Genomic DNA, 22171 nt, shown 5'->3' with positions numbered 1-22171 from the left:
TTGCTCTTAATGACGGAGTAAGTATTCAGTGAGCAAAGGCACTGGCCGACCAGTCGCCCCTTTATTCGCTCCCGACTTCCATGCTGTTCCAGCAATATCCAAGTGAGCCCAAGTGTAAGCGCCTGTAAACCTTGATAAGAAGCAGGCTGCCGTAACACTACCAGCAGGACGTCCCCCAATATTGGCCATATCAGCGAAATTAGATTTGAGTTGATCTTGGTAGGCATCATCGAGCGGCATTGGCCACACTGTATCTAAGGTGAGTTTGCCAACTTCAACTAAATCATGACTAACTTTTTCATCCTTTGTGAAAAGGCCAGAATGAACCGCCCCTAATGCAATCACACAAGCTCCAGTTAGGGTAGCGATATCAATCACTGTGCGTGGTTTAAATCTTTCGACGTAAGTTAGTGCATCACACAAGATCAAACGACCTTCGGCATCGGTATTTAAAATTTCTACGGTTTTACCAGACATCGTTTTGACAATATCCCCGGGTCTAGTAGCCATACCAGACGGCATATTTTCACAAGTTGGGATAACTCCAATCACATTCTTTTTAAGCTTCATCTCTGAAATAGCTAACATCGTGCCAAAGACAGAAGCGGCACCGCACATATCGTATTTCATTTCATCCATCCCCTCACCAGGCTTTAGGGAGATGCCACCCGTATCAAAAGTGATGCCTTTACCGACGAGGACGACAGGCGCTTCTTTCGCTATTCCGCCGAGATGTTGCATGATAATAAACTTTGGCGGTGTCACTGAGCCTTGGCTAACGGCTAGAAATGCCCCCATACCCAGTTTTTCTAGATCCTTTTTTTCCAATACTTGTACTTTTAAGGTCGAATCTTTCCCTAAATTCGTCGCAATATCCGCTAAATAAGTTGGATTACAAATATTTGGTGGTAAATTCCCCAAATCTTTTGTTAACCCCATACCTAAAGCAATCGCAGTACTCACTTTAATCGCTTCCTTGGTTTGCTTTTCATCTTTGCTGGAAGTCGCAAAAGTAACTGTTTTCAAAATTGGCGAATGACTATCCGGCTGATAGGATTTGAGATGGTCAAAACGCTGACTAAAGCGATAGTAGCCTTCCTCAAAGAGTAGGACTGAGTGGCGAATGAAATCTACGCTCGAACTTGGATAGGCAGCAGCAAAACCGCTATCTAATAACCATAAACAAGTTTGGCTTTGGGTAGTCTGTAAGGCTTTAATCGCAGCCCGCGTGGTTTTCACAAAGTCCTGCAATATTTTTGCTTCGGAAACTTCTGAGGATTCGGAAATGTCCCCAGCACCAACCAAGATAATTCTTGGCACTTTGATTCCTTCGGCAATCCATGACTGCTGTTGGTTCAAAATTAAAGTTTCACCTAACTTACCTGAAAAGTCCCTACGTTCCATTGCAAAAGAAATGGCGCCATCCAGAGACTCATCTAAATGTTTAAAATGGGGGCCTAGGTTATTGTTTTTTGTTAAATCAACTAATGCAAATGGAATTACAATGCAATCTGAAGTTGTTTGTAATTGCAAGTGCAAGCGATTGGGGCCATCTGCGAAAACCTTAGTATTGAATTTTGTTTGCATTCTCATTTGCCGTTCATTAAAAGTCATTTAATTAAAATTATATTATCTACTCTACAGCATCATGATTTATGAAAAAGCCTTAAGAAGAGAACTCTCCTACACGACTGGCGGAGTCTTCTTGGTTTTAATCACCATCATGATGACCACCCTAGTGATTCGCATCTTAGGTTACGCCGCAACTGGTTCGGTAAGTCCTAAAGATGTCATCATACTCATTATGTTAGCAATGATTGGTTATATTGCTGTAATTTTGTCAGTTTCAATTTTTATTGCTATTATTTTTGTTCTAATCCGGTGGCATAAAGATTCGGAAATGGTCGTTTGGTATGCCAGTGGTTTAAATTTAAAAATGCTGTACTACCCCGTTTTACGCTTTGCACTCCCTTGGTTAATTGTTATTTCCGCCATGTCGATCTTTATTTGGCCTTGGTCAAATGCAAAAACGACTGAAATTAGTCAAAAGTTTAAAGGTCGAGATGAGGCTTCGATGATTGTGCCAGGGCAGTTTTTTGAATCGGCCAATTCGGGGCGAGTATTTTTTGTTGAAAGAATCAATAGTATTTCCAATGAAATTCAGAATGTTTTTGTTACTGACTTTCGAAATCAACGTCTCACTGTGGCTATGTCCGAGTCTGGATACATTGAAAACCTACCGAATGGCACGAAAGTTGTAAAAATATTTAATGGGCGCCGGTATGAGGGAAAGCCCTCTGAAGGTGACTTTAAAATATTAGAATTCAAACAATACACCGTTGATATTGAAAAAAAAGCGCAATCTCCGATTCATTTAAGCTCTAAAGAATCCCCTACTTTAGAATTAATCGAAAATCCGTCACCTATCGCTAAAGGCGAGTTATTGTGGCGTATTGGCCTGCCTTTAATGGCGCTTGGACTGATGTTAATTGCCGTTCCGCTTGCTTATGTCAATCCAAGAAGAGGCAATTACATTGCCTTGCTTTATGCCGTATTTATTTATCTGATCTACAGTAATCTACTGAATATTTCTCAAACCTTAGTCTCTGATGCTAAGGAAAGTTTCACGAACTTGATTTGGCCGTTACATGTGCTCGCTTTCCTGGTTGCTATCGTTTTGGTGAATCATCGCCTCAATCCTTCGATTGTGTGGTGGAAGCGACAAATTCCAGGTGGGACCAAAATATAATGCTATCCCTCCTTTTTCCCAAAATTTACGAGCAGTATTTAGCGAAACAAATTTACCTTATTTTTGTTTTCATCCTTTTTGCGCTGATTTCATTGTTTGTATTCTTTGACTACTTGAATGAAATTAACACACTGACGGGTAATTACAATAACTATTTAGCTTTTATCCACATCGTTCTCAAAGCGCCGGGTAGGCTAGTCGAAATCATTCCGATTGCAGGCCTGATCGGTTCCATCTATGTTTTCGCACAAATGGCGAGTCAATCAGAATTTACTATTTTAAGAATGGCTGGCTTAAATATTCCAAAGGGCCTTTGGACCCTTTTTAAAATCGGTATTCCTATTGTTCTATTTACACTTCTTCTGAGCGAATGGTTCGGCCCTTATTGTGATTCAAAAGCGGAAGAAATTCGAGCAAATGCCGTAGGCTCAGCGACTGGAATAAGTTTTAAATCGGGTACTTGGGTCAAAGATAAATTACAAGATCCTGATGGACCAGGACCAAAACTGGCCGGTGTGCGATTTGTGAATGTCAATACGATTAAGAATCGTGCAGAAATTTGGGGTATTAGAATGTACGAATTTGATGAAAATCGCTATTTAATTGTGATTCGCGATGCAGCCTCAGGTAGTTATGATGAAAGAGGCTTTTGGAATCTAATTGATGTCACAGAAACAAGAGTCAGAGAGCAAGTCGGCATTACTGACCTTGATACAACCTATAAAGCCAGCTCAATTCATTTACCGTCTCAGCGTCTCAAGTCTGAAGTCACTCCAGAAATTCTCTCGGTCTTATCAATTAGTCCAGAACGTATGTCGATTGCCAGTTTAATCAAATTCACTAATCATTTAAAAGAAAATTTACAAGACAGTAAAAATTACAGTATTGCGCTTTGGAAAAAAATTATTTATCCCTTTACGATTTTGGTAATGCTCAGCCTTGCCCTACCCTTTGGCTACCTTCATGCCAGATCCGGTGGAATTAGTATTAAGGTTTTTGGGGGAATTATGCTTGGCATGAGTTTTCAACTATTTAACACTTTATTTTCACACTTAGGTTTATTAGCGGACTGGACAGCTCCAGTCACAGCGATCATTCCACCAGCAATTTACTTACTTTTAGGAATCGGCGGCTTAGTATGGGTATCACGACGTTAACAGGTGTCATTTATTTTGGCCATGGGGCGAGAGATATTAGATGGCGCGAACCATTTGATCGCTTAAAACAATTATGGCAATCCGCTCATCCAGAGATTCCCTGCGAGCTAGCCTTTTTGGAAATGATGACGCCGAGTCTCACGCATGCGATTCAACATTTAGTGGATCAAAATATCCAACAAATTAAAATTATTCCCGTCTTTTTTGGGCAAGGGGGCCATTTGCGGAAAGATTTTCCAATTTTGCTGGAAGAAGCTAGAGCACAATTCCCAAATGTAGCCTTAAGCGCCTCTTGTGCCGTCGGCGAGAGCGATTTGATTTTGCAATCCATCTTGGGATTCACCATCGAACAAATTCGTTGAATGGTTTCTTAAAGCTTCACCGATGACTAGAACTGCTGGCGCATTTTCGCTCAACCAAGGTAATGCAGCGTGATTGGCAAGCGCTACTAAAGTGGTTCTAAAAATACGCTCTTGAGGAGTGCTAATCGATTCAATAATTGCTGCAGGAGTATCAGCAGACTTACCAGCATCAATAAGACCTGAGGCGATTAAAGCAGTATCTTTTTTTCCCATGTAATACACCATCGTATCCGCCAAATTGATTGGCGCAGAATTGACTAAAGTTGCTGCTTCTTCAGTCTTAGCTTTGGCAAGAGTTACAAAGGCTACGCTACGAGAAACGCCTCTCAGCGTCAAAGACTGTTCTAGGCTAGCTGCCGCTGCTAGTGCAGAAGTAATGCCAGGAATAATCTCAAAAGGGACTGCATACTTTCTAAGAGCACTAATTTCTTCATCCGCACGACCAAAAATCATCGGGTCACCACCCTTAAGGCGCACAATGACTTTAAATTGTTCACTCGCATCAACTAGGCGTTTCGAGATAAAATTTTGCGCTGTCGATAGCTTGCCGCAACGCTTCCCAACGGGCACTAATTGTGCTTGCGGACAAAGCTCGAGCATGCTTGGGTCCACTAGAGCGTCATGAAACACAATATCCGCCTTCGCTAAGATTCTGGCTCCCCGAACCGTAATCAAATCTGCCGCACCAGGTCCGGCACCAATTAAGTACACTTTACCTAATGGCTGAACCTTTGAAGATGGAGATGACTTATCATCGACAGACATTAAACTAAAACCTTTCTAATCATGCCAGCTGCAACCGTGTGATTCGTACTTTCGTCTATCAAAACAAAAGCGCCAGTCAGGGGATTTTGTAAAAAAGTATCGGTCACAATCGGTTTTTGCAAGGTCAATTGAACTAGGCCAATGTCATTCATTTTCATCTGATTGGTTTGAGAACCATGTGACAATGTTTTGACATCTAGTACCGTATCAATTGATTTAATCTTTGTAAATACTTGATTTGTAGTATGGCGGAGGATATATTTGCGTGCAAGAGACAGTCCATCTTGATCTAACCAACAGAGATCAGCCATGATATTTTTAGCAAGTTGGGGCTGGAAAATTTCTTCTGAACTAGCATTCTCAGTGGCAACAATCATATCGCCTCTTGACACATCCACATCGCGATCTAAACAAATCGAAACCACCTGTCCAACCGTGGCAGTTAATGCCCCCGCTTCAGTAGAATGTTGTGTGTGATCGTTGCCAATATGTATTTCAGTGACTTTTGCAGCGTGTCCACTTGGCAATATCTGTACTGACTGTCCAAGTTGGATAGTGCCAGACTCAATCCGACCGAGATAACCTCTAAAATCTGCGTTGGCACTTCCGTCTTGCCGCGCAACATATTGAATGGGCAAGCGCAATCCTGTTTTATTAGAATCTCTGGAGATGTCTAAGTCTTCTAAATACTCGATGAAAGTAGGACCTTGGTACCAAGGCATTTGATCACTTTTACGAACCACATTGTCACCGAGTAAAGCAGACATTGGAATTAACTGAATTTCCCCAAGTGATAAAGTGTTCTTCAGATCCACTATTGCAGTTTCAATTTTCTGAAACACTGCTTGATCAAATCCCATCAAATCCATTTTGTTAATTGCAAATATTAGGTGTCTGATACCTAATAGCTTCACAATCGCACTATGTCTTTTCGTCTGATCGAGCAAAGTTGGAGGATTTGTCGTTAAATCAACCCGAGTTGCATCAATTAATATGACGGCTACGTCCGACTGGGAGGCACCCGTTACTAAATTTCTAGTGTATTGCTCATGACCAGGTGCATCGGCAACGATAAATTTTCTTTTCGATGTCGCAAAATAACGATAAGCCACATCAATCGTAATGCCTTGCTCTCGCTCAGCCTCAAGACCATCCGTTAATAAGGCTAAATCAATCGCAGCATCACTAGAAGTAACGCGCGCATATTTGGTTTTAGATACGGCCAATATTTGATCGGCTAACACAGCCTTCGAATCAAATAACATCCGACCAATCAGTGTACTTTTACCGTCATCTACACTGCCTGCTGTAATAAATCTGATTAACCCTTGACTCATTAGAAATATCCTTCTTTTTTACGACGCTCCATGGAAGCTTCACTTGTTTGATCATCCATCCGTGTTGCACCACGTTCCGTAATTTCAGATAAGGCAGTTTCAGCAATGATGTCCAAGGGATTGTCAGCGATACTCAACACTGGACAAGTACAACTGATATCACCAACGGTACGAAAACGAACTGATAACACTTCACTCTGATCATCCGCAGCTTTAGGAGTTAAGGGTGTCACTGGAACCAATAAGTCACCCTTACGAACTACTTCACGTTGATGCGTAAAGTAAATACTTGGTAACTCAAGGTTTTCCCGAGCAATATACTGCCAAACATCTAATTCCGTCCAGTTCGATATCGGGAAAACACGCATATTTTCGCCCTTTTGAATTCTGGCGTTATATAAATTCCATAATTCCGGACGTTGTGCTTTTGGATCCCATTGACCGAACTCATCCCGAAATGAAAAAATACGTTCCTTCGCTCGGGCTTTTTCTTCATCTCTTCTGGCGCCACCCATCAAAGCATCAAAGCCATATTCTTCAATCGCCTCTAGTAAGGTCGTGGCTTGCGCAGCATTTCTTGAATCAGTTTCTTTACGGAGCTTTACGGTACCTTTTTTAATGGAATCTTCCACATGAGCCACAATCAATTTGGCATTGGTTTTGGCAACAATTTGATCTCTGAACGCAATCACTTCAGGATAATTATGTCCCGTATCAACGTGTAACAAGGGGAAAGGAACTTGGATTGGACGCTTACCAAACTGAAAGGCTTTGCGAGCTAGGTGGTACATCACGATCGAATCTTTACCACCCGAAAAGAGGAGTGCAGGATTAGCGCATTGAGCAGCAACCTCGCGAATAATATAAATCGACTCGGCTTCAAGCCAGTCTAAGTGTTCATTTTGTAATTGTTGATTCGTCATTTTTTTCAAGTTCGTTTGTTACTTCTGCTACATGCAATCCACATTCTTTACTATCACCTTGCAACCACCACCAACGCCCCGCTCTAATATCTTCGCCCTCTTTAACAGGACGAGTACAAGGCTCACAACCAATACTTGGATATCCCTCAAAATGCAGAGGATGAATCGGTACGCCTCGAAGTGTTAAATAGGCCCAAACATCCTCTTCAGTAAAATCAAATAAAGGATTAAATTTCATGATCGCGCGATCAGTATCTTCTTCTTGAAACGCGAGTTCAGTCCTAGTTACAGCCTGCCCTCTGCGTTGACCAGATAACCAGGCATCTGCTCCATTTAATGCTTGATTCAAGGGAATGACCTTACGAGCTCCACAACAGGCTTTTTTAGCCGCTTCAGAATCATAAAATCCATTCATACCAAACCTTGCTACAAATGCATTAACCTCATTTTCATTCGGCTCAACAACTTGAATTGAAATACCATAATGCGTTTGCACTTGATCAATCATCGACACTGTAACCGCGTGCAAACGACCCGTATTTAAAGTAAAAAGTTGAATAGGTAATGCCAATTTTGCAATGGCATCAGTCAACACCATATCCTCAGCAGCAAGACTCGTCGCAAATTTCACACACTGATAGTTCTGAGCAATCAAATTGAGGCGCTCAGCTAACTTATCAAACAGCGCTTGAACTTCCAAATCTGTTTTATGAATCGTTGGAATTTTCCAAAATACTGGTTTCATGCAGCCACTATCTTTAATTGTGAACGGCTATTACGCCAATCATTTTGCATGGTGACATGATAGATAGCAAATTGGGCAAGGCCTACTTCAATGGATTGATCAGCACGCAATTCAAAACTATCAAAACCAACTCTAGCCATCTGAGTTAATTGATCCACTAACACATCACCAATCGCCCGTATTTCTTTATCCCAAGCAAAGCGTTTACGTAAAATAGCGGCAGTACTAAATCCTCTACCATCCCGGTAGATCGGGAAATCCACAGCAATCAGGGGCCAATGCGTTAAGGATTTTCGAATCACGTCTGCCTGCACTTGCACATCATCCTCAACTCCAAACCAAACGCCAATCTCGCCAGCGTGAATACGCTCTGCCCACTGCGGATTTTGATATTCAGTCAGCCACCATGTAAAAGGTACAATCACGCGCCCCTCTGGCAAGCCAGAAGTGACGGCTTCATTGTCTTTGCGAATCACTTGCCAATCATCCTCTTGAATGGCAGGAGTCGTATTCTTTAAATATGAAATAATTTTATGCATGAGTAGTTTCCTCATTAGCGATATTTTTGGCAGGGTAAACACGTTCTTTAAAAGGCGTAATACCGATTCTGCTCACGGTTTGAGCAAATGATTCGGCAGGTTCACGCTGCTCCACATAGACATTAATCACATCAGAAATCACCCGAGGCATTTGATCAGCACCAAATGAGGGGCCAATGACTCGGCCAATGCTCGTTTGATTACCTTGTGCGCCACCGAGGGTAACTTGGTACCACTCAGAACCGTCTTTATCCACGCCGAGAATCCCAATATTACCGATGTGGTGATGACCACAGGAGTTAATACATCCTGATATATTTAATGAGATTTCACCTAAATCAAATAAATAATCTAGGTCATCAAAACGCTCTTGAATCGCACTGGCAATTGGCAAGGACTTTGCATTCGCTAAGGAACAGAAGTCTCCACCAGGGCAAACAATCATATCGGTTAATAAACCAATATTAGGAATCACTAAATTTGCCTCTGAAGCCTTTTGATAGAGTTCAAAGAGTCTAGATTGCTCAACGTCAGAAAGAACGATATTTTGTTCATGCGTAACCCGCATTTCACCAAAACTAAAATGATCTGCTAAATCAGCAATTTGACGCATTTGTAAACTTGTCGCATCCCCCGCCGCCGCAGTGCCGTGGGGCTTTAAGGATAAAGTAACACTTACATAACCCGCTTGTTGATGCGCTTTCACGTTCCTTGTTAACCAACGTCCAAAGGATTTCTGCTCTGCTTCTGGAGCTAATGCAAGAATCGATGTATTTGGTAAATCAGCTATTTGCAAATAATTTGGCTTGGAGAAATATTTCGCAACACGCTCCCACTCGGTTGGCAAAAAGTCTTCGCTCGTGTCCTGCCAATCCTGCCATTGTGCTTCAACTTGACGCGCAAACTCCTCAGGCCCCAAAGCTTTGACGAGAATCTTGATACGGGCTTTATAAATATTATCTCGACGACCAAAGCGGTTATACACACGCAGGGTCGCTGATAAATAACTAGGCAACTTGGCCCATGGCAGATCCTGTTTAATCAAGGATCCTAAAATCGGTGTTCTACCCAAACCACCACCCACATATACGTCAACTACAATTTCACCCTGGGCATTTTTTTTCAATTGCAAACCAACATCATGCGCCAAAATAACAGCACGATCATGCTCAGCACCATTAATCGCAATTTTGAACTTCCTCGGTAAAAAGGCAAATTCAGGATGCAAAGTTGACCACTGACGTAACAATTCACAAATCGGTCTTGGATCAACGTGTTCATCTTTAGCAACACCAGCAAATGGGTCACTCGTAATATTACGCACAACGTTACCTGATGTTTGAATAGCATGCATTTGCACACTGGCTAATTCTGCCAAAATAGCTGGTGACTCTTCAAGGGTCACCCAATTGAACTGAATATTTTGGCGAGTAGTAAAGTGACCATAGCCACGATCATATCGATCACTAATGTCTGCTAATTTTCGTAATTGCTGACTACTTAACATCCCGTAAGGTATCGCTACCCGCAACATGTAAGCGTGCCGTTGCATATACAAGCCATTTTGTAATCGTAGGGGTTTAAAGTCATCCTCGGCGATTTCGTCTCTTATTCTTCTTTGCACCTGATCTTTGAACTGATTAACACGCTCGTTAACTAGTTGCTGATCAATCGCGTCATATTGATACATATTTATAAAATCCTAAATTCAATTAACTCACTAATTTAAAACCAACCAAAGTCAACACGATAGCTAAAGCGGTACGTGTGTATCTCTCTGGCAATTGTTTTGATAACCTGGCTCCCAACCAAATTGCAGGTATTGAACCAATCAGTAGACCACCAAGTAGCAGGAAATTCACATTCCCCAACCACCAGTGTCCTAGACCTGCTAAAGCAGTTAAAGGAACGGCATAGGCAATATCAGTACCAGCCACATCGGCGGGCTTTAGCTTTGGATATAACAGCAAAATGCCTGTTGCCCCAATTGCTCCGGCACCGATAGATGAAATTGTAACTAAAACTCCAATCACCGCACCCAATATGATGGTCGCTAAAGTTAAAGAATGCCCCTCAAGTTGGCATTTTGGATGACGATCCAACCAAACAAGCATTTTTTTTCTAAAAACGATGGAAATTGCTGTCAAAATCACCGAAATTCCAATTGAAATTTTGATAAAAGATTGCCAATGTTCATTCAGATTTCCGACTTGCTTTAAGACCAATAAAGAGATGAGAGCCGTTGTTAAACTGCCAATACATAACAACTTCACGATATGCCATCGAATATGTCCATGCATGCGATGCGCAATTGTGCCAAACCCTTTGGTAATGGCAGCAAAGGCTAAATCAGTTCCCACTGCCACAGAGGGAGAAATCCCGAAAATCAGGGTTAATAAAGGTGTCATTAAAGACCCACCACCAACGCCGGTGAGTCCAACTAATAGACCAACAAGACCTCCAGAGAGGATGTAAGGGATTGTTTGAATGAGCGAATTTTCCATAGACGCCATTCTGCCGACATTTAATTAGATTTACAAATAATATAAAATCGTTTTAATATAACGAAATCAATATAAAGAAAAGGTCTTTCTTATGAATCTTCATCAATTTCGGTTCGTCAGGGAGGCTGTGCGTCAAAACTTTAACTTGACTGACGCGGCTAAAGCCCTTTTTACTTCACAACCTGGTGTTTCTAAAGCGATCTTAGAGCTTGAGGACGAGCTCGGGGTCGAGATATTTCGACGACATGGTAAAAGAATCAGGAACTTGACTGAACCTGGCAAAAAAATTCTTTCGGCAATTGAACGTATTTTAGGAGATGTTGAGAACCTCAAAAAAATAGGTACTGAATATGCCTCCTCTGATCAGGGGAATTTTGTAATCGCAACAACACATACGCAAGCTCGGTATGCGTTACCGAAAGTCATCTCAGAATTTACCAAAAAGTTCCCGAAAGTTCGGGTCAGCATCCAGCAAGGTAGTCCCGAGCATCTTGCTGAGTTGATTTTGCATGATCAAGCGGATATTGCAATTGCCACTGAAGGCTTAAGCAAGGTACCTGGGATTATTGCCTTGCCTGCCTATCAATGGCAGCACATTGTGGTGGTGCCGCATGGCCACCCGTTACTACAAAAAAAACCACTGGCTCTCGAAGATTTAGTGCAATATCCCATCATTACCTATGATGTGGCTTTTGCTGGTAGAAAAAAGATCAATGAAGCCTTTGCCAGAAAAGGACTGACGCCAGATGTTGTACTAGAGGCGATTGATGCTGACGTGATTAAAACCTATGTTGAAACTGGTCTTGGGGTGGGGATTGTTGCTGGTGCTGCGTATGATGTGAACCGTGACAAAGACTTAGAGATGCTACCGGCGGGTCACCTATTTGGCACCAACACCACTAAGTTGGGCATTAAAAAGGATGCGTATCTGAGGGCCTATACCTATTTTTTCATTGAACTCTTTTCACCAACACTCAATAGAAAACTAGTTGATCAAGCGATTTCATCAATTGCTACTGTTGAGGATGACCCCAAAGAGTACAGTATCTAAAATACAATACTGATTAATCCTTAACAATTCTTTTCATTCTTCATTTAAAGGAATCTCGTGAACATCAAAAAACTTTTATTAGCGACCGGACTTTTTCTAGTCATTAGTGGTGTTGCTACTGCTCAAAGCTATCCCAATAAACCAATTACTCTCGTAGTACCAAATCCACCGGGTGGTTTAGTTGATACCTCTGCCAGAATTGTTGGCGATGCCTTAACAAGCATCCTGCCACAACCGATCGTGGTAGATAACAAACCCGGTGGTAGTGGAAACATTGCTTATCAAATTGTCGCGAGAAGTAATAAAGATGGATATACCGTCCTCGTGTCTTACTCTGGTTACCACGTTGCTAATCCAATTTTGATGGATAAGTTACCATGGGATTTACAGTCTCTCACTCCAATTGGTCTTATTACTACTTCGACCAATGTAATTGCAGTCCATCCGTCAATCCCAGTGAACAACCTCAAAGAATTTATTGCTTATGCCAAAGCAAATCCTTCAAAGCTCAACTATGCCTCTCAAGGTAATGGTTCTGTGTCACATATTGGCTCTGAAATTCTGAAACAAAAGCTTGGCATAGAAATGGTACACGTTCCTTATAAAGGTTCAGGAGCCGCAATGGCGGATGTATTGGCTGGTCAAGTCCAAGTATTTATGTCCACTCCCCCATCTGTAATGGGTGCGGTTCAAACAGGCAAACTGAAGGCTTTAGCAGTCACTAGTAAAACTAGGCACCCGATGCTTCCAAACGTCCCCACAGTGGCAGAGGCTGGTGGTGGAAATTTTGAATTAGAGTCTTGGGTGGCTCTCTACGTAGCAGCAGGAACGCCAGCAAACGTTATTCAATCACTCTCTGGTAGCGTAGAAAAAGCTTTAGCACTTCCTGAAACCAAGAAACGTGCAGAGCTAGCAGGTATTGAACTTCGTTATTTGCCACCTGCGAAGATGACAGAAATGCTCAATAAAGAGATTATTGAAACCAAAGCAGCGATTAAGGCTGCGAATATTACTTTAGACTGAATCGCCATTGGTGGTATCAATAAAAATCTATTGATGCCACCAACTTACATAACAATCCATAAATATTTGATAAATACCCATCTCCTAATTAAGGTGAAAAGCCAATATTTGACTACTCCACTTTTGGTCACTAGTCTTTAAATTAAACTTTGAAACTAAAGTCAGCTTTTCTGAGGGAGTAAACGTGACTGAATTTATTAAATCTTTTGCTGGAATTTTTTTAAACAGAAATTCAGGTTACAAGCCATTTAACATAAACCAATTCGAAAAATCAATTGATGAAATTGCTATTCATCAAACTGTAAATCAGTTTAATCAAGCTGCTAAAGAGGTTTGTATTGAGTATAAAAAATAAGCTACGCACGCCTACTGTATCGAATCGAATCGCATCTGCTCAAAAAAATCAGTATAGTTGTAACCATAAACATATTCGTTTACAACAAGTGCCGCACGTCCAGACAATTTTTGACCCAGAAATAGTTAGAAAATATGGGGAAATTGTTCCTGGGGCTCCAGAGAGAATTCTAGCGATTCTTGAAAAAATAATGCAACTGAACGCACCTTAAGAGATAAGCAGGCGGAGTCAGAAATAGAAGTTAATCGACTTCAAGCAAAGGATAATCAACGTAGAGACTGGATGGCATTCTTGCTTGTCAGCGCAGGATTAGTAATTAGTGCTTTCTTTGCATATTTGGAACTTATTTGGCTTACAGCATCAACTCTTGGAGCAATTGCTATTGCTGCTATCCAAGGATTTTTAAATTATAAAAGACCTCAAATTGGCGCCAAAGATATTAATTGAAATGAAGCTTCTTTTCACTATCTAAAGGCTCTTAGGATACTTTTTTGATCTTATTGGCAGAATAACTAGTAAACAGACACCTTAACTAAGTTAAAAACCAAACTAAAACAAAATGGATAAAAATTTAGAGGCCTAAATACCTTATTTAAAAGAATTGCATTTTATTTCTTAAAAACTACCCAATTTTTTGTGTATTTGAGGTGTGACCATACTAATTGGTACTATGGCGTTAATGATTTTGTGCTACGTTTGTGCAACGTGCTTTATTGGCTTATGTTAGTAAATGATCTTACTATAACCATTGTATTGCGTGGTGCCGCGGGACGGACTCGAACCGTCACACCTTTTGGGCGGGAGATTTTGAGTCTCCTGTGTCTACCAATTTCACCACCGCGGCATGAAAGAATGAAATTATGCCACGAAAGTGAAATTAATTAAAGATTTTTACTGTGTAAGTGAGGATTTTTCTCCTCACTTACTGCAACACATTACTTTTCAGTCTAATTAAGGAACCAAAATGATTGATCCCGTAGTTTTACGATCGGCCATATCTTTTTGCGCTTGGGAAGCTTTTTCTAAAGGATAGCGATCAGTAATTTCAATCTTGATTTGACCTGAAATCACTCTTTGGAAAAGATCTGCTGCACCCTGCTCGAGCAATTGACGGTTGAGAACGTAGGTCGTCAACGTTGGACGAGTTACTTTTAATGATCCCTTCGCTGCCAAAATGCCAACTTCTAAAGGAGGGACTGGGCCAGAAGCATTCCCAAATGTCACCATTAAACCTCTTGGTGATAAACAATCAAGGGACTTCATGAAAGTATCTTTACCGATGGAATCATAAACAACTGGAACACCTTTACCACCAGTAATTTCTTTTACCCTTGCGACAAAATCTTCTTCTCTATAAAGGATAGTATGGTCACAACCGTGTGCTTTCGCAATGGCTGCCTTTTCTGGGCTACCTACAGTACCAATAACGGTTGCACCAAGTGCTTTTAACCATTGGCAAGCAATTGTTCCAACGCCGCCAGCAATCGCGTGAAAGAGCACCGTGTCCCCTTTTTGGACTTTATATGTGTCATTCAATAGATACTGTGCTGTCAAACCTTGCAACATCATCGCTGCCCCTGTTTCAAAACTAATTGCCTCAGGCAGTTTTAAAACGATATCAGCTGGCATGATTCTGGCCTGTGCATAGGAGCCAGAAGGTCTACCTGCATAAGCAACACGATCACCAACCGCTAGGTGAGTCACACCAGGACCCACTTTTTCTACTACTCCGGCACCCTCTTGCCCCATTCCACTTGGCATTGGTTGAGGATATAATCCTTCTCTGAAGTAAATATCTAGATAATTGACTCCGATTGCATGGTGTTTAACTAAAATTTCGCCTGGTCCAGGCTCACCCAGTTCAACATCTACGTACTCTAAGACCTCTGGACCACCGGTCTTAAACATCTTGATTGCTTTAACTGTCATTGTTGACATGATTTATCTCCTTTATTGGGGGTTTATTATCGAAAGTGCCTAAAATTAGAATATTAACTATTCTAAATTGTTTTTATTGAAAGGAAGTTTTTATGGCCGGACATTCCAAATGGGCCAATATTCAACACCGTAAAGGTCGTCAGGACGAAAAACGCGGAAAAGTTTGGACGAAGTTAATTCGTGAAATTACCGTAGCCGCCAAAATGGGTGGTGGTGATATTGCCAATAATCCACGTCTAAGACTTGCCATCGACAAAGCAAAAGACTCCAATATGCCGAGCGATAACGTCAATCGTGCAATTCAAAAAGGTACTGGTTCCCTAGAGGGCGTTAGCTACGAAGAAATTCGTTATGAAGGCTATGGCCCGAGTGGTGTGGCTGTGATTGTAGATAGCCTTACTGATAATAAGATTAGAACTGTTGCTGAAGTTCGTCACGCCTTTTCTAAAAATGGTGGTAATTTAGGCACGGATGGCTGTGTAGGCTATTTATTTAAACATTGTGGGACGATGACTTTTGGCCCCAATGTGGATGAGAATCAGTTGATGGATGCGGCGCTTGAAGTGGGCGCTGATGACGTGATCGTCAATGACGATGGCTCCAAAGAGGTTCTTACTAGCCCTTGGGAATTGTCTAATATCAAAGATCAACTTCAAAAGATGGGTTTAGTCCCCGAGTTCTCAGAGGTAACGATGCGTGCTGAGACTGATGTGGAATTATCAGGTGATGTCGCAACTAGTATGCAGAAACTTCTCGACGCATTGGAGAATTTAGATGACGTACAAGATGTCTACTCGAATGCCATCTTAGAAGATTAATCAAATCAAAACCGCATATTGATGCATTAAGTTAGGTAATTTATGAAAATTTTAGTTGTTGGATCAGGTGGCAGAGAACACGCATTAGCATGGCATTTAGCTAAATCAGATAAAGTTCAATTAGTATATGTAGCCCCTGGCAATGGGGGTACCGCGCAAAACTCTAAGCTCCATGGCATCCAAAACTTGCCAATTACCGACTTAAATGCCTTGGCAGATTTTGTCGAAAAAGAGAATATTACGCTTACTGTAGTAGGTCCGGAAAAACCTCTATCTGAAGGAATTGTTGACTTATTTCGCGCAAGAGGCTTAAAAATATTTGGGCCAACCAAACAAGCGGCGCAGTTAGAGTCCTCGAAAGATTATGCAAAAGCCTTCATGAAACGTCATGGTATTCCTACGGCTGAATATGAAACTTTCTCAGATGTGGTTGCCGCACACCAATACATTGATGTTAAAGGTGCTCCGATTGTCATCAAGGCAGATGGGCTAGCAGCTGGTAAGGGTGTCGTAGTTGCGATGACTTTGGAAGAAGCACATCAAGCAGTAGATATGATGCTTTCTGATAACAAACTCGGCGATGCAGGGGCTAGAGTTGTGATTGAAGAGTTTTTAACGGGTGAAGAAGCGAGCTTTATCGTCATGGTGGACGGTAAAAATATTCTGCCATTGGCTACTAGCCAAGATCACAAGCGCTTAAAAGACCATGACCAAGGCCCCAATACTGGTGGCATGGGTGCATACTCACCGGCCCCAGTTGTTACTCCCACGTTATACGCCAAAACATTAAGAGAAATTATCAAGCCAACCGTTGCTGGCATGGCTAAGGATGGTATTCCTTACACTGGATTTTTATATGCTGGTCTTATGATTCATCCAGACGGATCTATTAAAACTTTAGAATTTAATTGCCGCATGGGAGACCCTGAGACGCAACCGATTATGGCTAGACTAAAGAGTAATTTACTAGAAGCTTTATTTCATGCCGTAGATGGCACTTTAGATCAAGTCGACTTAGATTGGGATTCAAGAGTAGCTTTGGGAGTTGTCATGGCATCTTATAACTACCCTGATACCCCAAGAGTTGGCGATGAAATCACCAATATTCCTGAAGAAGATGCGAGTCATGTCGTTTTTCACGCAGGTACTACGCTTGAAAATGGCGTTTTACGTACAAGTGGTGGTAGAGTTTTATGTGTAGTGGGTCTAGATGGAAATGTTAAGGCTGCTCAAGCAAGAGCGTATGAATATGTAAAGGAAATTCAATTCGACGGAGCTCAGTATCGAAGCGATATTGGGCACCTAGCAATTAAAACAAAATCATGACAATCGAAATTAGCGAATTAAAGAATTATTTTTGGGGGCTTCAAGAAAAAATCGCCTCTACGGTAGGTGAGTTTGATGGTAAACCATTTATCAGTGATGAGTGGGTCAAGCCCGCAGACAGTCCATTACAGGGCAATGGACGCTCGATGATCCTAGAAGGCGGTAACTTTTTAGAGCGTGGTGGAGTTGCCTTCTCCCATGTTAGTGGTAAGCAACTGCCCCCTTCGGCGACGGCTATCCGACCAGAAATTGCCGGTGGAAGCTTTGAAGCAATGGGTGTATCTCTCGTTTTTCATCCTAATAACCCAAAAGTACCGACCGTGCATATGAATGTGCGTGTCTTTTTAGCTAAAAAAGAGGGCGTCGCTCCAGTTTGGTGGTTTGGTGGTGGCATGGATTTAACCCCTTACTACGGGGATGAGGCTGACTGCCGCCATTTTCATCAGACTTGTAAAAATGCCCTAGATCCCTTTGATCCAAGTTACTATCCAAAATTTAAAGCCCATTGCGATAAATATTTCTATCTCCCCCACCGTGAAGAACCTAGGGGTATTGGTGGAGTATTTTTTGATGACTTCTCTGAACTTGGCTTCGAGAAAAGTTTTGAGATGACCCAGGCTGTTGGTAATGCGCTGCTCGATGCTTATTTACCAATCGCTAAAAAACATCATGCAGATCCTTTTACTCCTGCTGAAAAAGAGTTTCAAGAATATCGACGCGGACGCTATACTGAATTTAATTTAGTATTTGACCGAGGCACCCATTTTGGCTTGCAATCAGGTGGTCGGACTGAGTCAATTCTGATGTCCCTTCCCCCGATCGCTAGATGGCAATATCAACGCCCGATTCCACCGAACTCACCGGAAGATCGTTTAATGAATTACTTTTTAAAGCCTAGAGATTGGCTGGCATGATCGGAGTTCTCGGGGGAACTTTTGATCCACCTCATTGGGGGCACGTTCGACTGGCTAAGAATTTCATTGATTTGCTGGGCCTCACCCAATTAATTTGGCTGCCAGCGGGTGAGCCTTGGCAAAAAAGCAGTTTGATTACACCATCAAAAATTCGTTTTGAAATGACGCAAGCTGCAGCACTAGATTTAAAAGAGCTGTATCAGGACTCCCAATGTCCTGCAGAAATTTCCGTTAGCCGTATTGAATTAGATAGGGTTGGTCCTAGTTATACAATCGATACTGCTCGAGAGCTTCGACAAAGTTTTGGCCCTGATCAATCTTTAGTTTGGCTCATGGGAGCAGACTCCTACCAAAACTTGCCGTCATGGAATGATTGGCAAAAGTTACCTGACTTTCTTCATTTAGCCGTCGCTTGTCGACAAATCTCAATCAGTAAGAAGAACGTCCATCATGATCCCCAATATCCGGAAACTATCGATGAAATCATTGATATTTTTGATCGACGCATCACCCACAATGTTCAAGACCTCACAAAAAACCCTGCGGGAAAGATTATTTTTGATGAAACATTCCATGTTGATTTATCATCAACAGGACTAAGGGAACAACTTCATCTTGGCATCGCAAAGGAAAATTTAATGAGCGCCCTTTCCCCAAATGTCCTAGAATGCATCTTCTCACAAAATATTTACGCTAGATTTAACTAAAAAAGGATAAACCTTTAGTATGGAATTAAGAAAACTACAAAGAACCGTCATCGACGCACTAGAGGAAGTCAAAGCTTCAGATATTAGAGTATTTGATACTTCGAAGCTCACCAGTCTATTTGATCGCGTCGTAATAACTACGGGTAATAGTAATCGTCAAACTAGAGCTTTAGCGTTTTCGGTAAGTACTGCTGTGAAAGAAAAAGGCGGCGAAGTCATCTCGATTGAAGGCCTAGAAACTGGCGAGTGGGTATTAGTCGATTGTGGTGACGTGGTGGTGCATATTTTGCAACCGGCCATTAGAGCTTATTACCAATTAGAAGGTATGTGGGGTGGTAAACCCGTCCGTGTGAAGCTTGCTAAACAATCCGGTCCGACTAGCGGTCCTATGGATTTCGACGACGACGAGGAATAATTGAAGCTGCAGATTATTGCAGTTGGTCATAAGATGCCAAATTGGGTAGAAACTTCTGCCCAAGACTATATTAAAAGAATGCCAAAAGACTTCCCGATCGAAGTCAAAGAATTAAAACCCGATATTTCACCGGCGAAAGAAGGCCTCAAAATTCTTGAGGCAATGCCGAAAAATGCCACCATCATTGCGATGGATGAAAGGGGTCGTGATTTAACGACGATGCAACTCACCCAAATGATGCAGGACTGGCGTCAAACAGGAAAAGATGTCGTATTTCTGATCGGTGGAGCTGATGGTCTTTCTCCTGAAATTAAGCAAAAATCTGCCAGCCTTATTCGCTTATCAAGTATGACTTTGCCACATGCCATGGCTAGACTGATCTTAATTGAACAGTTATATCGCGCTTATACTATTTTGCAAGGACACCCTTATCATCGTGAGTAAACTTTACCTAGCTTCTCAAAGTCCCCGTCGAGCACAGATTCTGACCGATTTAGGAGTTCAGTTTGAAATTCTTCAGCCCGACCCGAATGAAGACACTGAGGCTTTAGAGGAAGAACAAATTGGTGAATTGGGCATCGACTATGTGAAAAGAGTCACTTTAGCCAAACTTGATGCGGCGGTCCGCCGACTATCCCAACGCGTCGAGTTTTCTTGGCAACCGATTTTATGTGCTGATACAACCGTATGCATGCGCGACCAACAAACCTCTTGGCTGAATATCAGAGACTTAATTCTTGGTAAGCCTAGAGATGAGCACCATGCTTTAGAAATGCTGACACTCTTAAATGGCAAATTTCACTGGGTCCATACCGCCATCGCGCTACAAAAAGATCCACAAAGTGATCCTATCGTAAAAATCTGTTCTACCCAAGTACATTTTGCGAACAACTCCCCAGAACGCTTAGCAGCCTATGTAAAGACAAAAGAGCCGATGGGCAAAGCTGGCGGCTATGGAATTCAGGGACTAGGCAGTGCCTTAATTGATCGAATTGAGGGCAGTTATAGTGGCGTAATGGGTTTGCCTATCCATGAAACGACACAATTACTTGACTACGCCAAAATTCCATTTATTCTTTAGTTATGAGCGAAGAAATATTAATTAACTTTACCCCACAAGAAACCAGAGTTGCTCTGATTAGTCAGGGGGAAGTTCAAGAACTGTTAATCGAAAGAGCCCAAAATAGAGGCTATGTCGGTAACATTTACTTGGGTAAAGTTGTGCGTGTGTTACCAGGAATGCAATCTGCTTTCATTGATATTGGCTTGGATAAATCTGCGTTTATTCATATTGCAGACATTTATGGGGCAAATGAACACCCCATCGAAAAAGTTGTGTTTGATGGTCAAACAATCCTTGTTCAAGTTCTAAAAGATCCTCTAGGAACGAAAGGTGCTCGTTTAACCACCAATATTAGTATTGCCGGTAGGAATTTAGTCTATTTACCTAATGATGAAAAAGATGGCCAAATTGGTATTTCACAAAAAATCACGAATGAAGAAGACCGTGAGAGGATCAAAGTACGCGTCAAAGAAATCATGCCTCCCAATTTCAAGGGTAGCATTATCGTTCGAACCAGCGCAGAAGAAGCAAGTAATGAGGATTTAAGTGAAGACCTCAACTATTTAGTCCGAAGTTGGGAAAAAATCCATGACAATACCCTGCGTTTACCAACAACTTCGTTGGTTTATCAAGAGTTAACCCTCATCGAACGCGTCATGCGCGATATCGCTGAAGAAAAAACGACACAAATTCGAATTGATTCAGCTGAAAATTTTAAAAAATTACAGCAATTTACCAATACCTTTATCCCCAATCTCGTTGGTAAGATCAACCTGTACCGGGGAGAGCGTCCCTTATTTGATTTATTCGATGTCGAAAATGAAATTAACTTAGCGCTCAATCGCAGAGTCAATCTCAAATCAGGTGGTTATTTGATGATTGATCAGACAGAATCAATGACCACAATTGATGTGAATACGGGCAGCTATATCGGTGCAAAAACTTTTGTAGATACGATTTATAAAACCAATTTAGAAGCGGCAAAAGCCATTGCCCGCCAATTAAGGCTTCGAAATTTAGGTGGCATTATCATCGTTGATTTTATCGACATGCATATTGCAGAACACCAAACTGCCGTTCTCAATGAGTTAAAGAAAAGTTTGGAGCTAGACCGTGTTAAAACTTCAGTCAGTTCTTTTTCTGCACTTGGTTTAGTCGAGATGACGCGCAAACGCACACGAGAGTCGTTAGCTCATCAACTCTGCCAACCTTGTCCAGTCTGCAGTGGCAAAGGGGAGATTAAAACTCCTCAAACAATTTGTTATGAAATTTTACGAGAGATTATTCGTGAGCATCGCCAATTTAACCCAAAAGAATTTCGCATCGTGGCCTGTCCGGATGTGATTGATACGTTTCTAGAAGAACAAAGCCAGTATTTAGCAGAGCTTTGTGAGTTTGTCGGAAAGCCAATTTTATTATCCGCTGAAGGAAGTTTTTCACAAGAAAAATACGACATTGTGTTGAGCTAGTCCAAACTCCT

Annotated in this window: 25 protein-coding genes and 1 tRNA gene; 16 read left to right on the top strand and 10 right to left on the bottom strand. The window is 41.7% G+C overall.

The features are described from left to right. Positions 1–6 precede the first annotated feature (6 nt). A complete protein-coding gene (locus tag B8983_RS06745) occupies positions 7–1593 on the bottom strand; it encodes a leucyl aminopeptidase (RefSeq protein WP_234986930.1) in 1587 nt (528 codons plus the stop codon). Between the two features lie 55 nt (positions 1594–1648). On the opposite strand from B8983_RS06745, the gene lptF reads away from it, so the two are divergent. The 3 genes from lptF to B8983_RS06730 are packed head-to-tail and all read left to right on the top strand — an operon-like array spanning position 1649 to position 4268. Continuing rightward, positions 1649–2749: an LPS export ABC transporter permease LptF gene (gene lptF / locus B8983_RS06740; RefSeq protein WP_084283383.1), complete on the top strand. Its 1101-nt coding sequence runs from the start codon at positions 1649–1651 to the stop codon at positions 2747–2749. Next, entirely contained in the window at positions 2749–3906 is a 1158-nt protein-coding gene (gene lptG / locus B8983_RS06735) for an LPS export ABC transporter permease LptG (protein ID WP_084283382.1), read from the top strand. Before lptF ends, lptG begins: the two co-directional genes overlap by 1 nt. Then, positions 3888–4268: a sirohydrochlorin chelatase gene (locus tag B8983_RS06730; protein ID WP_084283381.1), complete on the top strand. Its 381-nt coding sequence runs from the start codon at positions 3888–3890 to the stop codon at positions 4266–4268. Before lptG ends, B8983_RS06730 begins: the two co-directional genes overlap by 19 nt. Here B8983_RS06730 and cobA read toward each other — a convergent pair. From cobA to B8983_RS06695, 7 genes are read right to left on the bottom strand one after another with little or no spacing between them, the layout of a single operon-like run. After that, positions 4188–5033, bottom strand: a complete 846-nt coding sequence (cobA, locus tag B8983_RS06725) for a uroporphyrinogen-III C-methyltransferase (RefSeq protein WP_084283380.1) — start codon at positions 5031–5033, stop codon at positions 4188–4190. The genes B8983_RS06730 and cobA overlap by 81 nt on opposite strands. Then, complete coding sequence (locus tag B8983_RS06720; protein WP_084283379.1) at positions 5033–6370, bottom strand: sulfate adenylyltransferase subunit 1; 1338 nt, start codon at positions 6368–6370, stop codon at positions 5033–5035. The genes cobA and B8983_RS06720 overlap by 1 nt, the downstream gene beginning before the upstream one ends. Then, positions 6370–7293 carry a sulfate adenylyltransferase subunit CysD gene (gene cysD, locus B8983_RS06715; RefSeq protein WP_084283378.1) on the bottom strand — a complete coding sequence of 308 codons (924 nt, stop codon included), beginning with the start codon at positions 7291–7293 and terminating at the stop codon, positions 6370–6372. Before cysD ends, B8983_RS06720 begins: the two co-directional genes overlap by 1 nt. Beyond that, complete coding sequence (locus B8983_RS06710; RefSeq protein ID WP_084283377.1) at positions 7268–8038, bottom strand: phosphoadenylyl-sulfate reductase; 771 nt, start codon at positions 8036–8038, stop codon at positions 7268–7270. The genes cysD and B8983_RS06710 overlap by 26 nt, the downstream gene beginning before the upstream one ends. Then, entirely contained in the window at positions 8035–8577 is a 543-nt protein-coding gene (locus B8983_RS06705) for a DUF934 domain-containing protein (protein ID WP_143736122.1), read from the bottom strand. Before B8983_RS06705 ends, B8983_RS06710 begins: the two co-directional genes overlap by 4 nt. Further along, positions 8570–10267: a nitrite/sulfite reductase gene (locus tag B8983_RS06700; protein WP_084283375.1), complete on the bottom strand. Its 1698-nt coding sequence runs from the start codon at positions 10265–10267 to the stop codon at positions 8570–8572. Before B8983_RS06700 ends, B8983_RS06705 begins: the two co-directional genes overlap by 8 nt. A gap of 22 nt (positions 10268–10289) precedes the next feature. After that, entirely contained in the window at positions 10290–11081 is a 792-nt protein-coding gene (locus tag B8983_RS06695; RefSeq protein WP_084283374.1) for a sulfite exporter TauE/SafE family protein, read from the bottom strand. Positions 11082–11172: 91 nt separating this feature from the next. Here B8983_RS06695 and B8983_RS06690 point away from each other — a divergent pair, with 91 nt between their 5' ends. From B8983_RS06690 to B8983_RS14015, 5 genes are all read left to right on the top strand, one after another. Next, a complete protein-coding gene (locus B8983_RS06690) occupies positions 11173–12132 on the top strand; it encodes a CysB family HTH-type transcriptional regulator (protein WP_084283373.1) in 960 nt (319 codons plus the stop codon). A gap of 57 nt (positions 12133–12189) precedes the next feature. After that, the gene (locus B8983_RS06685) at positions 12190–13155 is read left to right on the top strand and encodes a Bug family tripartite tricarboxylate transporter substrate binding protein (RefSeq protein ID WP_084283372.1); all 966 of its coding nucleotides are present in this window, start codon (positions 12190–12192) and stop codon (positions 13153–13155) included. A gap of 184 nt (positions 13156–13339) precedes the next feature. Beyond that, positions 13340–13510 (top strand): hypothetical protein, encoded by a 171-nt coding sequence (locus tag B8983_RS14020; RefSeq protein ID WP_159460839.1) that lies wholly within the window; start codon positions 13340–13342, stop codon positions 13508–13510. Beyond that, positions 13494–13721 carry a DUF2335 domain-containing protein gene (locus B8983_RS06680; RefSeq protein WP_084283371.1) on the top strand — a complete coding sequence of 76 codons (228 nt, stop codon included), beginning with the start codon at positions 13494–13496 and terminating at the stop codon, positions 13719–13721. The genes B8983_RS14020 and B8983_RS06680 overlap by 17 nt, the downstream gene beginning before the upstream one ends. A gap of 71 nt (positions 13722–13792) precedes the next feature. Continuing rightward, positions 13793–13957 (top strand): hypothetical protein, encoded by a 165-nt coding sequence (locus B8983_RS14015; protein WP_159460838.1) that lies wholly within the window; start codon positions 13793–13795, stop codon positions 13955–13957. Between the two features lie 311 nt (positions 13958–14268). Here the strand turns inward: B8983_RS14015 and B8983_RS06675 are convergent. Next, positions 14269–14354 (bottom strand) — tRNA-Leu (locus B8983_RS06675). Positions 14355–14461: 107 nt separating this feature from the next. Further along, positions 14462–15439 (bottom strand): quinone oxidoreductase family protein, encoded by a 978-nt coding sequence (locus tag B8983_RS06670; RefSeq protein ID WP_084283514.1) that lies wholly within the window; start codon positions 15437–15439, stop codon positions 14462–14464. A 101-nt stretch (positions 15440–15540) separates the two neighbouring features. On the opposite strand from B8983_RS06670, the gene B8983_RS06665 reads away from it, so the two are divergent. From B8983_RS06665 to rng, 8 genes are read left to right on the top strand one after another with little or no spacing between them, the layout of a single operon-like run. Further along, positions 15541–16266 carry a YebC/PmpR family DNA-binding transcriptional regulator gene (locus B8983_RS06665; protein WP_084283370.1) on the top strand — a complete coding sequence of 242 codons (726 nt, stop codon included), beginning with the start codon at positions 15541–15543 and terminating at the stop codon, positions 16264–16266. 42 nt (positions 16267–16308) lie between these two features. Further along, positions 16309–17592, top strand: a complete 1284-nt coding sequence (gene purD / locus B8983_RS06660) for a phosphoribosylamine--glycine ligase (protein WP_084283369.1) — start codon at positions 16309–16311, stop codon at positions 17590–17592. Beyond that, a complete protein-coding gene (gene hemF / locus B8983_RS06655) occupies positions 17589–18506 on the top strand; it encodes an oxygen-dependent coproporphyrinogen oxidase (protein ID WP_084283368.1) in 918 nt (305 codons plus the stop codon). The genes purD and hemF overlap by 4 nt, the downstream gene beginning before the upstream one ends. Continuing rightward, positions 18503–19213, top strand: coding sequence for an adenylyltransferase/cytidyltransferase family protein (locus tag B8983_RS06650; protein ID WP_084283367.1), 711 nt, complete (start codon positions 18503–18505; stop codon positions 19211–19213). Before hemF ends, B8983_RS06650 begins: the two co-directional genes overlap by 4 nt. A gap of 19 nt (positions 19214–19232) precedes the next feature. Next, a complete protein-coding gene (gene rsfS / locus B8983_RS06645; RefSeq protein WP_084283366.1) occupies positions 19233–19628 on the top strand; it encodes a ribosome silencing factor in 396 nt (131 codons plus the stop codon). Continuing rightward, entirely contained in the window at positions 19629–20072 is a 444-nt protein-coding gene (gene rlmH / locus B8983_RS06640) for a 23S rRNA (pseudouridine(1915)-N(3))-methyltransferase RlmH (protein ID WP_084283365.1), read from the top strand. Then, positions 20065–20709 (top strand): Maf family protein, encoded by a 645-nt coding sequence (locus B8983_RS06635; protein ID WP_369405845.1) that lies wholly within the window; start codon positions 20065–20067, stop codon positions 20707–20709. Before rlmH ends, B8983_RS06635 begins: the two co-directional genes overlap by 8 nt. A gap of 2 nt (positions 20710–20711) precedes the next feature. Further along, on the top strand, positions 20712–22160 hold the full coding sequence (gene rng, locus B8983_RS06630; RefSeq protein ID WP_084283364.1) for a ribonuclease G: 1449 nt from the start codon (positions 20712–20714) through the stop codon (positions 22158–22160). Positions 22161–22171 lie beyond the last annotated feature (11 nt).

Source organism: Polynucleobacter kasalickyi, from assembly GCF_900176405.1.
Taxonomy (GTDB): Bacteria; Pseudomonadota; Gammaproteobacteria; order Burkholderiales; family Burkholderiaceae; genus Polynucleobacter; species Polynucleobacter kasalickyi.
This window is presented reverse-complemented; position numbering and strand designations above follow the sequence as displayed.

Excerpts from the sequence above, each read along its gene's own strand:
- B8983_RS14015 (WP_159460838.1), top strand. The coding sequence starts at position 13,793 with ATGGCATTCTTGCTTGTCAGCGCAGGATTAGTAATTAGTGCTTTCTTT.
- B8983_RS06695 (WP_084283374.1), bottom strand. The coding sequence starts at position 11,081 with ATGGAAAATTCGCTCATTCAAACAATCCCTTACATCCTCTCTGGAGGT.
- B8983_RS06700 (WP_084283375.1), bottom strand. The coding sequence starts at position 10,267 with ATGTATCAATATGACGCGATTGATCAGCAACTAGTTAACGAGCGTGTT.
- cysD (WP_084283378.1), bottom strand. The coding sequence starts at position 7,293 with ATGACGAATCAACAATTACAAAATGAACACTTAGACTGGCTTGAAGCC.
- B8983_RS06690 (WP_084283373.1), top strand. The coding sequence starts at position 11,173 with ATGAATCTTCATCAATTTCGGTTCGTCAGGGAGGCTGTGCGTCAAAAC.
- B8983_RS06710 (WP_084283377.1), bottom strand. The coding sequence starts at position 8,038 with ATGAAACCAGTATTTTGGAAAATTCCAACGATTCATAAAACAGATTTG.
- B8983_RS06670 (WP_084283514.1), bottom strand. The coding sequence starts at position 15,439 with ATGACAGTTAAAGCAATCAAGATGTTTAAGACCGGTGGTCCAGAGGTC.
- B8983_RS06745 (WP_234986930.1), bottom strand. The coding sequence starts at position 1,593 with ATGAGAATGCAAACAAAATTCAATACTAAGGTTTTCGCAGATGGCCCC.
- B8983_RS06665 (WP_084283370.1), top strand. The coding sequence starts at position 15,541 with ATGGCCGGACATTCCAAATGGGCCAATATTCAACACCGTAAAGGTCGT.
- B8983_RS06650 (WP_084283367.1), top strand. The coding sequence starts at position 18,503 with ATGATCGGAGTTCTCGGGGGAACTTTTGATCCACCTCATTGGGGGCAC.
- cobA (WP_084283380.1), bottom strand. The coding sequence starts at position 5,033 with ATGTCTGTCGATGATAAGTCATCTCCATCTTCAAAGGTTCAGCCATTA.
- hemF (WP_084283368.1), top strand. The coding sequence starts at position 17,589 with ATGACAATCGAAATTAGCGAATTAAAGAATTATTTTTGGGGGCTTCAA.
- B8983_RS06705 (WP_143736122.1), bottom strand. The coding sequence starts at position 8,577 with ATGCATAAAATTATTTCATATTTAAAGAATACGACTCCTGCCATTCAA.
- rng (WP_084283364.1), top strand. The coding sequence starts at position 20,712 with ATGAGCGAAGAAATATTAATTAACTTTACCCCACAAGAAACCAGAGTT.
- B8983_RS06720 (WP_084283379.1), bottom strand. The coding sequence starts at position 6,370 with ATGAGTCAAGGGTTAATCAGATTTATTACAGCAGGCAGTGTAGATGAC.
- B8983_RS06730 (WP_084283381.1), top strand. The coding sequence starts at position 3,888 with ATGGGTATCACGACGTTAACAGGTGTCATTTATTTTGGCCATGGGGCG.
- lptG (WP_084283382.1), top strand. The coding sequence starts at position 2,749 with ATGCTATCCCTCCTTTTTCCCAAAATTTACGAGCAGTATTTAGCGAAA.
- purD (WP_084283369.1), top strand. The coding sequence starts at position 16,309 with ATGAAAATTTTAGTTGTTGGATCAGGTGGCAGAGAACACGCATTAGCA.
- lptF (WP_084283383.1), top strand. The coding sequence starts at position 1,649 with ATGATTTATGAAAAAGCCTTAAGAAGAGAACTCTCCTACACGACTGGC.
- rsfS (WP_084283366.1), top strand. The coding sequence starts at position 19,233 with ATGGAATTAAGAAAACTACAAAGAACCGTCATCGACGCACTAGAGGAA.